This is a genomic window from Rhodanobacter geophilus (genome assembly GCF_040812275.1).
GTDB lineage: Bacteria > Pseudomonadota > Gammaproteobacteria > Xanthomonadales > Rhodanobacteraceae > Rhodanobacter_A > Rhodanobacter_A geophilus.
This window is the reverse complement of record NZ_JBFOHL010000008.1, coordinates 33,716-45,906: the sequence shown is the minus strand read 5'-3', so window position 1 is coordinate 45,906 and position 12,191 is coordinate 33,716. Positions and strand designations below refer to the sequence as shown.

11 protein-coding genes are annotated in these 12,191 nt (G+C 69.2%); 3 read left to right on the top strand and 8 right to left on the bottom strand.

The genetic code is table 11. The features are described 5' to 3' along the window. Positions 1-140 precede the first annotated feature (140 nt). Both ABQJ56_RS09925 and ABQJ56_RS09920 read left to right on the top strand, forming a co-directional pair. Positions 141-1,307 (top strand): ABC transporter permease, encoded by a 1,167-nt coding sequence (locus ABQJ56_RS09925; protein WP_367844859.1) that lies wholly within the window; start codon positions 141-143, stop codon positions 1,305-1,307. Between the two features lie 10 nt (positions 1,308-1,317). Continuing rightward, positions 1,318-2,637 (top strand): ABC transporter permease, encoded by a 1,320-nt coding sequence (locus ABQJ56_RS09920; RefSeq protein ID WP_367844858.1) that lies wholly within the window; start codon positions 1,318-1,320, stop codon positions 2,635-2,637. Positions 2,638-2,775: 138 nt separating this feature from the next. Here ABQJ56_RS09920 and ABQJ56_RS09915 read toward each other — a convergent pair whose 3' ends face one another. The 4 genes from ABQJ56_RS09915 to ABQJ56_RS09900 form a co-directional block, all read right to left on the bottom strand. Continuing rightward, entirely contained in the window at positions 2,776-4,167 is a 1,392-nt protein-coding gene (locus ABQJ56_RS09915; protein WP_437343418.1) for a short-chain fatty acid transporter, read from the bottom strand. A 149-nt stretch (positions 4,168-4,316) separates the two neighbouring features. Next, the gene (yedA, locus tag ABQJ56_RS09910; RefSeq protein ID WP_367844856.1) at positions 4,317-5,237 is read right to left on the bottom strand and encodes a drug/metabolite exporter YedA; all 921 of its coding nucleotides are present in this window, start codon (positions 5,235-5,237) and stop codon (positions 4,317-4,319) included. A 253-nt stretch (positions 5,238-5,490) separates the two neighbouring features. Further along, positions 5,491-6,363 carry a methylated-DNA--[protein]-cysteine S-methyltransferase gene (locus ABQJ56_RS09905; protein ID WP_367844855.1) on the bottom strand — a complete coding sequence of 291 codons (873 nt, stop codon included), beginning with the start codon at positions 6,361-6,363 and terminating at the stop codon, positions 5,491-5,493. Between the two features lie 68 nt (positions 6,364-6,431). Further along, positions 6,432-6,704 (bottom strand): hypothetical protein, encoded by a 273-nt coding sequence (locus tag ABQJ56_RS09900; RefSeq protein ID WP_367844854.1) that lies wholly within the window; start codon positions 6,702-6,704, stop codon positions 6,432-6,434. Positions 6,705-6,782: 78 nt separating this feature from the next. On the opposite strand from ABQJ56_RS09900, the gene ABQJ56_RS09895 reads away from it, so the two are divergent. Then, positions 6,783-7,133, top strand: a complete 351-nt coding sequence (locus ABQJ56_RS09895) for a Rieske (2Fe-2S) protein (protein ID WP_367844853.1) — start codon at positions 6,783-6,785, stop codon at positions 7,131-7,133. A gap of 13 nt (positions 7,134-7,146) precedes the next feature. Here the strand turns inward: ABQJ56_RS09895 and ABQJ56_RS09890 are convergent, their stop codons facing one another. The 4 genes from ABQJ56_RS09890 to ABQJ56_RS09875 are packed head-to-tail and all read right to left on the bottom strand — an operon-like array spanning position 7,147 to position 12,169. Beyond that, positions 7,147-8,499: a phosphohexomutase domain-containing protein gene (locus ABQJ56_RS09890; RefSeq protein WP_367844852.1), complete on the bottom strand. Its 1,353-nt coding sequence runs from the start codon at positions 8,497-8,499 to the stop codon at positions 7,147-7,149. Between the two features lie 27 nt (positions 8,500-8,526). Further along, on the bottom strand, positions 8,527-10,641 hold the full coding sequence (locus tag ABQJ56_RS09885; RefSeq protein ID WP_367844851.1) for a YjbH domain-containing protein: 2,115 nt from the start codon (positions 10,639-10,641) through the stop codon (positions 8,527-8,529). Between the two features lie 53 nt (positions 10,642-10,694). Beyond that, entirely contained in the window at positions 10,695-11,465 is a 771-nt protein-coding gene (locus ABQJ56_RS09880; RefSeq protein WP_367844850.1) for a capsule biosynthesis GfcC family protein, read from the bottom strand. After that, positions 11,462-12,169, bottom strand: a complete 708-nt coding sequence (locus ABQJ56_RS09875; RefSeq protein ID WP_367844849.1) for a YjbF family lipoprotein — start codon at positions 12,167-12,169, stop codon at positions 11,462-11,464. The genes ABQJ56_RS09880 and ABQJ56_RS09875 overlap by 4 nt, the downstream gene beginning before the upstream one ends. Positions 12,170-12,191: the final 22 nt, after the last annotated feature.

Genomic DNA, 12,191 nt, shown 5'->3' with positions numbered 1-12,191 from the left:
TGGGGCGTGGGGCCAACCTCGCCGCGGGGTCGCACGAAAGCCTGCCTCGGGCAAGCTTGCCGCGAGCACCCGTCCCTCATCCGCCCTTCGGGCACCTTCTCCCCGCAGGGGAGAAGGGAACATGCCGTGGAGCCATGCCGATGAAATACTTCCATCTCATCTGGGCCGCGCTGTTCCGGCGCAAGACCCGCACCATCCTCACCCTGGTGTCGATCGTCGCGGCGTTCCTGCTGTTCGGCATGCTGGACGCGGTGCGCACCTCGTTCGACCAGGCCGGGCAGAGCGCGAACGGCGCCGAGCGCCTGCAGACCGGCTCGAAGCTGTCCTTCATCCAGACCCTGCCGCAGGCGCTGGACGCGCGGATCGCCCAGGTGCCGGGCGTGAAAGCGGTGACGTACGCGAACTGGTTCGGCGGCGCCTACCAGGACCCGCACAACCAGGTCTTCAGTTTCGCGGTGGCGCCGAACTATCTCGACCTCTACCCCGAGATCGCGGTGGACCCGGCCCAGCGCAAGGCCTTCGACGACACGCGCACCGGCGCGCTGGTGGGCGAGACGCTGGCGCAGCGTTTCCACTGGAAGGTGGGCGACAAGATCCCGCTGCAATCCACCATCTTCCCGGACAAGAGCGGCAACAAGACCTGGGCCTTCGACATCGTCGGCATCATGCACGCGAAGGACAAGAAGAGCGCGGGCTTCTACGACCAGATGTTCCTGCTGCACTGGAAGTACTTCGACGAGACCACGCCGTACAACCGCGGCACCGTGGGCTGGTACGTCACCCGCGTGGCCGACGTGAACCAGGCCGACCGCGTGGCGCGGGCGATCGATGCGCTGTCGGCGAACTCCGACCACGAGACGCGCACGCAGACCGAGCAGGCCGCCACCGCGAGCTGGATGAAGCAGCTGGCCGACATCGGCCTGATCGTGGGCTCGATCATGGGCGCGGTGTTCTTCACCCTGCTGCTGCTGTCGGGCAACACCATGATGCAGGCGGTGCGCGAGCGCACCTCGGAACTCGCGGTGCTGAAGACGATCGGTTTTTCCAGCCGCAGCGTGCTGGCGATGGTGCTGGCCGAATCGGTGCTGTTGCTGCTGATCGGCGGCGTGATCGGGCTGGGGCTGGCCGCCGTGCTGATCCCGGTGGTCAGCAGCGGCAGTGGCGGCATGCTCAACCTGCCCACGGTGGGTGCCGGCAGCTGGGTGCTGGGCCTGGTGCTGATGATCCTGATCGGCCTGCTGGTGGGCGCGCTGCCGGCGCTGCGCGCGATGCGACTCAACATCGTCGACGCGCTGGCCGGGCGCTGAGGAGCGAACCATGAAGAAATTCCTGATCAACCTGTCCCTGCTGGTCGCGCTCGCCGTGGCGCTGGCGATCTGGGTGAAGCTGCCGTGGCCGGCCGTGCTGGCGCTGGCAGTGCTGGGCGCGCTGTGGATGGCGTTCACCCGCCACGGCCGGCAGGCCGCCTCGGTCACCGGCGTGGGCATCAGCACGCTGCGCCAGCGGCTGGGTTCGTCCGCGGTGATCGTGATCGGCATCGCCGGCGTGGTCGGCGTGCTGGTGGCGCTGCTGGCGATGGGCGAGGGCTACAGCGAGACGCTGCGCAAGACCGGCAACGCCGACACCGCCATCGTGATGCGCGGCGCCTCGGCTTCCGAGGTGATGTCGGTGCTCGACCACGACAGCATCGTGCAGGTCGTGCAGACGCCCGGCATCGCGCGCGACGCCAAGGGCCAGCCGCTGGCCTCGCCGGAACTGGTGGTGGCCGCCAACCTGCCGCTCAAGGGCGGCAGCGCCGACGACGAGGGCAGCGTGCAGCTGCGCGGCGTGGGCGACGAGGCCTGGGCGGTGCGGCCGCAGGTGAAGATCGTCGAGGGGCGCAAGTTCAACCCGGGCATGCGCGAACTCGACGTGGGCAAGGGCGCGGCGCAGCAGTTCGCCGGCCTGGTGCCCGGCCAGCAGGTGCGCCTGGGCAGCCAGCAGTGGACCGTGGCGGGCGTGTTCGCCTCCGGCGACGCGATGGATTCGGAAGTGTGGGGCGACGCCAACGTGGTGGCCGACACCTACCGCCGTGGCAGCAGCCGCGCCTCGGTGGTGGCGAAGCTCGCCAACCCGCAGGCGTTCGATGCGTTCAAGGCCTCGCTGGCGGCGAACCCGCAGCTGAAGGTGGACACCGACACTACGCTCGACTACTACGCCAAGCAGTCCGAGGGCATGACCAAGGTGATCCGCATCATGGGCATCACGGTGGGCCTGATCATGGCGATCGGCGCGATGTTCGGCGCGCTCAACACCATGTTCGCCGCGGTGGCCGCGCGCGCCCGCGAGATCGCCACGCTGCGCGCGATCGGCTTCCGCGGCCTGCCGGTGGTGGTGGCGGTGATGCTGGAAACGATGCTGCTGGCCCTGCTCGGCGGCGTCATCGGCGGCGCGCTGGCCTGGCTGGTCTTCAACGGCTATGGCGCCTCCACCCTGGCCGCCGGCACGGTGGGCAAGCTCAGCTTCGAGCTGGCGGTGACGCCCGCGCTGCTGTGGACCGGCCTGAAGTGGGCGCTGGCGATCGGCTTCGTCGGCGGCCTGTTCCCCGCCGTGCGTGCGGCGCGCTTGCCGGTGACCACGGCGCTGCGCGAACTTTGATGTTCAAACCCCTCTCCCTTCGGGAGAGGGGCAGGGGCGAGGGTTCGGTGCTGCCGTGGTGCTCGCTTCGCCCGTACCCTCACCCGGCTGCCGCCGCCCGCTCCCGGAGGGAGAGGGATATACCTCGGGGTTTTCCGCTCAGGGCATTACCGGCGGCACGTAACTCAGCGTCAAGCCGAGCAACCACAGCAAGCCCAGCACCAGCGGCACATGCACCAGCAGTTGCATGAAGGTGTAGCCCACCACGTCGCGGGCCTTGAGGCCCAGCACACCGAGCAGGGGCAGCATCCAGAACGGGTTGATCAGGTTGGGCAGCGCCTCGGCGGCGTTGTACACCTGCACCGCCCAGCCCAGGTGCACGTGCAGGTCGTTCGCCGCCTGCATCACGTAGGGCGCCTCCACCAGCCACTTGCCGCCGCCCGAGGGCACGAAGAAACCGAGGATGGCGGAGTACGCGCCCATCACCGCGGGGAAGCTGTCGGTGCTGGCCACGTGCACGAACAGCTGCGACAGGCGGTGCGCCAGCGTCATGCCGCCGGCGCCCTGCGCATGGGTGAGCAGGGCGGCGATGCCGCCGTACAGCGGGAACTGGATCAGCACGCCGGCCGTGCTCGGCACCGAGCGCGCCACCGCGTCGAGGAAGCTGCGCGGGCGCCAGTGCAGCAAGAGCCCCACGGTGAGGAACAGGAAGTTGTAGGTGTTGAGGTTGGCGATCGCGGTCACTGCATCCTTGCTGACGAACTCGTGGCCCAGCCAGCCCAGGCCCAGCAGGCCGACCAGCACCGACAGCAGCGGGCTGTACTCCAGCCACTCGCCGGGGCGCTGGCGTGGCGGCAGTTCCGGCACGGCCGTCGCCTCGCTCACGCCGAAGTAGTGCGCCGTGCGCGCGTTGCGGTCCGAGGGCGCGGTGAGCCAGCACACCAGCAGCGAGGCCGCGATCAGGCAGGCGGTGAGCGCGAAGGACTGCCACAGGAAGATCGTGCTGGTGAACGGCAGCACGCCGGTGATCGCGAGCAGGCCCGGCGGCATGCTGGCCGGGTTCGCCTGCAGCTGCGCGGCGGATGACGACAAGCCCATCGCCCATACCGCGCCGAGGCCGAGATAGGCCGCCGCGCCGGCCGCGCGGTAGTCCATGCGCAGGTCGTCGCGCCGCGCCAGCGCGCGCACCAGCAGGCCGCCGAACACCAGTGAGAAGCCCCACGACAGCAGCGAGGCCAGCATGCTCACCAGCGCCACGTAGCAGATCGCGCCGCGCCCGCTCTTCGGCACGCGCGCCAGCAGGTCGATGAAGCGCGCCACCACCGGTGCGGTGGCCACCACGTAGCCGCCGATCACCACGAAGGCCATCTGCATGGTGAACGGGATCAGGCTCCAGAAGCCGCCGCCGAACGCATTGACGGTGGCCACGGGCGTGCTGCCGAAAGCCAGCGCAACCACCGCCACGATCACCACGCCCAGCGCGGCGAACACCCAGGCATCGGGGAACCAGCGCTCCGACCACGCCGCACTGCGCAGCGCCAGGCGCGCCATCAGGCCTTCGTTCGTGGTGTTCATGCCGGTCCCCGTGCGATGTCCGGGGCATGGTGGCGCGCACTGCGCCGGCAGGGCAAGCCGACGATGGTCGATGCGTGGATGGCAGCCCTGGGTGAGTGGGGATCGCGGCTTCAGCCGCGATCGCATCACCGTGCTTGCCGCTGGCGCGCCAGCGTGATCGCCACCACGCCGAGCAGGATCACCGCCATGCCGGCGACTTCCAGCGGCCCGATGTGTTCGCCCGCCAGCAGCATGCCGAACAGCACCGCCACCGGCGGGTTCACGTAGGCGTAGCTGGTGGCGAGCACCGGGCGCGCGTGCTTGAGCACGTAGAGATAGGCGCTGAAGCCGATCAGCGAGCCGACCACCACCAGGTAGGCCAGTGCGAGGTTGGCGTGCAGCGCGGGATGCGCCGGCAGGCGCTCGCCGCCGCCGAAACCCATCAGCAGCAGCGCCACGCTGCCGCACAGCATCTGCGCCGCGGTGTTCATCGGCCCGGCCGGCATGTCCTGCTGCTTGCTCCACACCGAGCCGAACGCCCATGCGGCGGCGGCCACCAGCAGCGCCAGCGCGGCGATGCGCGAACCGGAAAGGTCGCCACCGAGATTGAGCACGATCACGCCGGCGAAGCCGATCAGCAGGCCCAGCGTCTCGCGCCGGTTCGGCCGGTGGCCGTACCAGCGCCCGAACAGCGCGGCGAACAGCGGCATGCTGGCCACCGCCACGGCGGCGATGCCCGAGCTCACGCGCTCCTCGGCGAAGCACACCAGGCCGTTGCCGAGGCCGAGCAGCAGCGTGCCGACGACTGCCGCGTTGCGCCACTGCCGCCCCGTGGGCGGCGCCACGCCGCGCAGGCGCAGGTAGCCGAACAGCAGCGCGCCGGCGATCAGGAAGCGCACGCCGGCGAGCAGGAACGGCGGCCAGCTTGCCAGCGCAAAGCGGATGCAGAGATAGGTCGAACCCCAGATCACGTACAGCGCCAGCAAGCCCAGCGGCACCAGCAGCCGGGAGCGGTCGATGGCGGTGTTTGCCGCGCCGTTGGCGGCGAGGGCGGTGGCATCGTTCATGACGGGACTCGGCGGAGGGTGTTGCGCGCGGCGCAGTCTACAGGCAACGGGGGAGCCTTCCGGAGCTTCGGCTGGCGCCGCGCATCGCCATGGGGGAATGGCGAGTATGTGCATGTTGGAGCAGGCGCGTGCCGTGCGGTAGCGAGTGTTCCGCAAGGCAGGCTTGAGGCGGCGTCAAGACGCAAGCCGCAGGAGCGGCTTCAGCCGCGATCCGCGCAGCGTGCAGCGGGAAGCATCGCGGCCGAAGCCGCCCCTACAGCCGTTCCTGCCGCCCCGCCATGCGCTGTTCGCGCGCCAGCAGGTTGCGCTTGCGCTCCACGCCCCAGCGCCAGCCGCCGGGCGTGCCGTCCTCGCGCACCACGCGGTGGCAGGGCACGATCAGGGCGAGGCGGTTGTTGCCGCAGGCATTGCCCACGGCCCGCGCGGCCTTCGGCGCGCCGATCGCGGCGGCCAGCTCGCCGTAGCTGCGCGTCTCGCCGGCGGGGATGCGGGTGAGCGCGTCCCATACCCGCCACTGGAACGCGGTGGCGGCCACGTCCAGCGGCGGCAGCGCGGGCGCGTCGGCGTCGCTCCAGCCCAGCTCGCTGGCGATGTGGGCGATCACCGCATCCAGCCATTCCTCGCGGCCCGCGTCCACGCGTTCGCGCGCGGCGTGCGGGAATTCGGCGGCAAGGCGTGCTTCGAGTTCGGCGTCGTCCGCGCCCAGGGTCACCGCGCAGATGCCGCGCGCGGTGGCCGCCACCAGCAACCGGCCCAGCGGCGTGGCAGTGGTGGTGTAGCGGATGCTGGCGCCTGCGCCGCCGGCGCGATAGCTGGCCGGGGTCATGCCGAGCAGGCGGTCGCTGTGTTCGTAGACGCGGCTGCCGGAACCGAAGCCGGCCTCGTACACCGCGTCGGTGACGGCGGCGCCGTCGCGCAGCGCCGCCTTGAGCTGGCCGAAGCGGCGCGCGCGGTGGTACTCGGCCGGGCTCATGCCGTAGCGGCGGCGGAACGCGCGCTGCAGGTGGCTGGGACTCAACTGCGCGAACTGCGCCAGCGCATCGAGCGTCGGGGGCTCGTCGGCATGCTCGATGCGGGCACGCACGCGTTCGAGGGTTTCGGCAAGGGGGGCAAGCTGGGCGTTCATGGCGTCATCCGGCAGTGCATGGCGCCATGCTGGGCCGGTGCGGCGTCGCGCGCCATCCGGATCTTGCGTCAGTGTGCGACCGGTCCCTGGCGGATCACCACGAACTCGCCTTCCAGCACCTCCGGCGCCGGCCTGTTCGGCCTGGCCGCCGTAGCGATCGGCGTACGCGCCTGCTTCCACAGCCGCCATGCCAGCAGCACGCCGCCGCCGAGCAGCAGCACGCCGGCCACGGCCAACCCGAACACCAGCAGCACACCCAGCATCACGATGCCGAGCAGCAGCGACAGGGCGCGCACCAGCGGGTGGCGGGAACGGCGGGGCGGGGGCAGATGGAAGCGCATGTGTTAAAAATCCGTGTGCTAAAATCAAGGACTTACGCGTGCAACGATGAGGCCATCCGGCCCGCAGGACAAGTGCCGATGGACACCGTTTTCCCCGCCTCCCCGCTGTGCCGCCTGGACGAGATTCCCGATGGCGGCGTCACCGCGATCGAGGGCGTGGCCGCGCTCGACGGCGAGAGCGCGATCGTCGAGCGCCACGGCGACGCGGTGCGGGCGTGGCTCAACGTCTGCCCGCATGCCGGCCGCCGGCTGGACTACGCGCCCGGCCGCTTCCTGTGCAAGGACGAGCTGCTGATCTGCGCCGTGCATGGCGCCAGCTTCAACCGCAATGACGGCATCTGCGTGGCCGGTCCCTGCCGCGGCGAACACCTGCGTGCGCTGGCGGTGGAGTTGCGCGGTGGCGAGGTGTGGCTGCTGACCACGACCTGACCTGACGCGTCAGTCACTCTCTCGCGATCAGTTCGGCGAGCTCGGTGGTGCGCTCGCGCATCAGCGCAGTGTCGCCGCGCGACTCCACGTTGAGGCGCAGCAGCGGCTCGGTATTGGAGCTGCGCAGGTTGAAGCGCCACGAACCGAAATCGGCGCTGACGCCGTCGGTGTGATCCAGCAGTGGCGCCAGGCTGGCGTAATGCGCCAGCACCCGATCGATGGCGGCGCGCGCGTCGACCACCTTGAAGTTGATCTCGCCGCTGCACGGGAACGCACGCATGCGATCCTCCACCAGCCCGGCCAGGGTCTGGCCGCTGGTGGAGACCAGCTCGGCGATCAGCAGCCACGGGATCATGCCCGAGTCGCAATAGGCGAAGTCGCGGAAATAGTGATGGGCGCTCATCTCGCCGCCGTAGACGGCGTTCTCGGCGCGCATGCGTTCCTTGATGAAGGCGTGGCCGGTCTTGCTCATCACCGGAACGCCGCCGGCCTCGCGCACCATCTCGATGGTGTTCCAGGTCAGTCGCGGATCGTGGATGACGCGCCCGCCGGGGTGCCGCGCCAGCAACGCGCGGGCCAGCAGGCCGACCAGGTAGTAGCCCTCGATGAAGCGGCCATCGGCATCGAAGAAGAAGCAGCGGTCGAAGTCGCCGTCCCAGGCCACGCCGAAGTCGGCGCCGTGGGCGCGTACCGCCTCGGCAGTGGCGGCGCGGCACTCGGGCAACAGCGGGTTGGGGATGCCGTGGGGGAAGCGGCCATCCGGCTCGTGCTGGATGCGTACGAAGTCGAAGGGCAGCTGCGGCGCGAGCTGGTCCACCACCAGACCGGCGCCACCGTTGCCGGCATTGACCACGATCTTCAGCGGCTTCAGTGCATCGCGCCGCACGTAGCCGAGCAGGTGTCCGACGTAGGCGGACTTGTCGGTCATCACGCGTGGTGCGGCAACGCTGGAGAGAATCAGCGGGCGGGCGTCCGCGGCCGCATCGCGGATCGCGAACAGGCCGCTATCGCCGCTGATCGGCCGCGCGCCCTCGCGCACCAGCTTCATGCCGTTGTAGTCCATCGGATTGTGGCTGGCGGTGACCATCACGCCACCGGCCGCGCCGAGGTGGGCGGTCTGGAAATACACCTCCTCGGTGCCACCCACGCCGATGTCGATCACCTCGCGTCCCGCATGCCCGAACCCGTCCGCCAGCGCCGCCTGCAGCGCGGGGCTGCTCAGGCGCACGTCACGGCCCAGCACCACCGGTCCAGGCCCAAGTTGTGCGGACATCGCCAGGCCGATCCGGCGCGCCAGTGCCTCGTCGAGTTCGTCGGGGACACGGCCGCGGATGTCATAGGCCTTGAAGCAGGGCAGCGGTGTCATCCTTGGTATTCCATACGTGGGGCGCGGCTAGTTGGTGATCATCTGCAGGTTGTCCTGGAAGGCGCCGGTGTCGCGTTCGCCGGTCAGGTCATACAGGGTGTAGCGCCGGTTGAGGCGTGCGCCGCCATCGCGCAGCAAGGGTTGCCACAGCAGGTTGGCGCTGTTGCGATGCGAGCCTGGCAGGATCAGGTCGAACGGGATCGAAATGTAGATGCCCTTGTCGAAACTGCCTTCGCCGAACTGCTTTGCCGACACGTTGGTGAAGGTGGCATAGGCGCCCATGCGCACGCCGTTGCGGAACACGCGTGACACGTCGATGGTGGTGCCCCAGTCGCCAGCAAGGTAGCGACCGTAGCTGAGCTGCAGCAGGACATGCGGCGGCCCCAGGTCGAAGTAGCCGGTAATGTGGCCGGTGCCGACGTGGTAGCTGCGGAACGCGAAATCCTGGTCGAATCCGCGCTGCTTCACCCAGTTGGCATCGGCGCCTACCGCCCACCGCTCGCCCATCGGGCGATACAGCACCTCGCCGCCGGCGCCTCCGAACATGCTTTCCAGCATGCCGCCGTAGACCATGCCGTACAGGTCGGGACCAAGGCGTTGCGTGGCGGTGAGCTGGAACACCGGCATGGTGAGGCGGGAGCTGGTCAGGTATTCGCGCACATAGGTGCGTACGCGTGGCAGGTTGCTTGGGGCGTCGTAAGTGAAGCGGCTGTAGTTGTTCAGCAGGTTCGCGTCGAGGTCGCCGCTCCACCACAGATTCGGTGTGAAGTGGAAATCGACGTCGTAGTTGGCGTAGAGCTGGTACAGGATGAACGCGTTTGGTCCACCCAGCGACTGGGTGTAGCCCAGCGACAGGTTCTGGTCGAGGCGCTTGGGCGCTGCCTGATACAGGACCTGTTCGGGTTGCGGCAGGGGCGTGTCCTGCTCCACGCTGCGGCGGAAGGCGTCGAGGTCGAGGTCATGGTTGACCAAGGCATCGAACCGCTGGCGGTGGATGCTGGTATCAACGACGGGCAAGCCCTCCACGGTGGACTCGACCGTGTACCAGTCGATGTCCGTGCCCAGGTGGTTGTCCAGCACCCTGGCTGCGCGGCCGATACCCTGGGCGTCGTAGAAGTAGCGCGTCTGCTCACCGGTGACCACCAGCTCGCGGCCGCGCTGGGCAACTTTCGACACGCGGAGGCCGGCGTTGTCGTGCAGTTCGCGACCCACCTTGGCCCAGTCCACCTGGGCAAGTGGCTGGCTGGCAGGCGCCGACTGGCGCGGGGGTGGCGGTGGGTCGAGCAGCTTGGGCGGCCCTTCGCTGCGGGCCAGATTGGTGTGCAAGGTGAAGCCCAGCATGCCCACCCGTCCGCGCTCCAGCGCCACGCTGAGATCCACGTGTTGATTGAGCCGATAGACCGCGCCGACGTTGATGGGGGTGCGTTGAGGCTGGTTGTCGTTGAAGGGTTCGTGCTTGTAGTCGTTGCCTTCGTATTCCAGTTTCAGCACCAGCGGCTGCCAGGGCGTCTGATAGCTGAAGCCGCCGAACAAGGCGGCCGGCCCACGGAAATAACGATAGGTGCTGAACTCGCCAGTGCTGCCGGGGGTATCGGTTGGGCGGGTGCGGAACCGGTCGCTGAGGATGTCGAACGGATTGCTGATGTCGCCGCGGCTACCCATGTAGCCCCACGCCAGGCCGAGGCTGGCGTCGACCGGTCCGAAGCGCTTGCTGGCCACGACGTATTCGCTGGAGAACAGTCCGGTGCCGCCCATGTCACGGATACCCACCGCCACTGCGGGCAACCAGCGGCTTTCGCGCCACGCCTGCAGCTTCAAGTCGATCGACTTGTCCTTGTAGCTCTGATGGCCGCTCAAGGCTGTCGGGCCATACGGGTGATTGCCGATGCTGGTGTAGCGGAAGCCACCCTCCAGCCACGGCAGCGGTTGCAAGGTGAAGTCGTAGCGGGTGTAAGGCGAGACGTGGCTGGCGGTGAAAGCCACCTCGCCCTCGTCCGCCATGCGCGCGGTGGGCGTCTGCCACAAGCCGCCACCACCGAAATCGCCCTGGGTGGGGGCGTTCTGTCCGTGTACCGCGCAGGTCAGCAGTCCCCCGGCCAGCGGCAGCAGGCAAATACAGCGGCGACGCAGCAGCGCCGGCACGACAGCCTTGCGGCACACGGGAGGAACGCGGCGCTGCCTGCGACGACCGGCCATCATGGAGCTCCCGGGCCGGGCAACACCTGCGTGGCCAGCAAGGTGGCGATGTCGTGGTTCAGGCCCGGGTTGACCCCACCCACTGCCCGCTCGCGCAACGGCACGTAGATGATCGCACCCGGGGCCAGTGCCAGCGGCGCCGAACGGTTCCACAAGGCGATGCCCTGCACGAACACCCGGCCGTCGGGCTCGATCACGTAGATGTCGTCGGGGCTGGTCGCAGGGTCGCGGGGGCAGGCGGCGAGATAGAGGCGCGCATCCTGCAACGCGACCTGCGGCAGGTTGCACGGCCGATGCACGGCACCCACCACGCGTATCGTGGTGGGGCGCTGCGGGTAGAACAGCCGATCGCCATCGGCCAGCAGATGGTTCGCCGCGGCGGTTACTTCCACCACGCGCGGATCGAGCAGGGCGGGAACCTGTCGCCCGGTGACCGGCAAGCTGCCCAGCCAGTGGCGCAGGGCGCCGGCGGTGGCGGCCAGTTCGGCATGCCCCTTGGCGCGCGCCTGTCGTTGCAGCGCATCCAGGTCGAACAGCACGCCGGCCTTCAGTCGCGTCTGGGTGTCAGTCAGGCTCGGCCGCAGCCATGCCGCGCCCAGCAGGTAAGCCTGGGGCAGTGGCTGGGCGGCCAGCGCCGCGTTGCTGAGCCGCGCGCCATCGGGCAGGTCGAGCGGGCCGGTATGAGCTGCCGCGCCGCTGGCCTGTACCTGCACGGCATGCGCCGCAACAGACCACGCCAGCATCAGCAGCAGGCAAAGCAGGCGGTTCATGGCTGCCCCCGGTAGGGGCGCAGTTGCACCAGTTGCAGGTCGACCCCCGGCGCAATGTGCTGCTCGCTCTTCCAGATGAAGCCGTCGTGGGGGTCCACCCAGTAATGATTGGTGGCGCGATGATGCAGGCCTGGCGCTGCCAGTTGCTCATCCACCCGCAGCACGTCGTGCACTTCGCCCAGGATGTCGATGCGCTCGCGTCCTGCCGGCGTCAACGTGGCGTCGACCGGTACGTCGTAGCGATAGCCGGGTGACCAGTCCTGGCGCATCCGGTAGCTGACCGGGGCAGTGAGCATTTGCAGCCCGTGGACAAACGGGTCGTCGGCCGGTGGCAGCAAGTGGTCGAGATTGGCCTGCAGGCCACTGGTCTGCACGACGCGGCCGTGTTCAAGAAACACCACCACGCCATGTGCGCCGTACCAGGCCTGGCGCCCACCATCGAGGTTGCCGAGAATCAATACGGCGCTGCCACCTGGACCGGTTGCCTGCATCTGGTAGTACGGCTTTGCCGCCACCGTGGCGGCGGTAGGGTGCACGGTGGGCTTGCCGTGCAAGGCAAGCCGCAAGGTGTCATACGAGGCGCGCGACAGGTCGCTGCAACCCTGCAGCAACAGCAGGGCCAGCAGCCATGCCGGTGGCCGGTGCCGGTTGCGTCCGCCCCGCCCCGCGTCTTGCGTACAGGCATCCCCGATGCCAGTAGGCACATTGCTCCGCCCCATCCTGCTG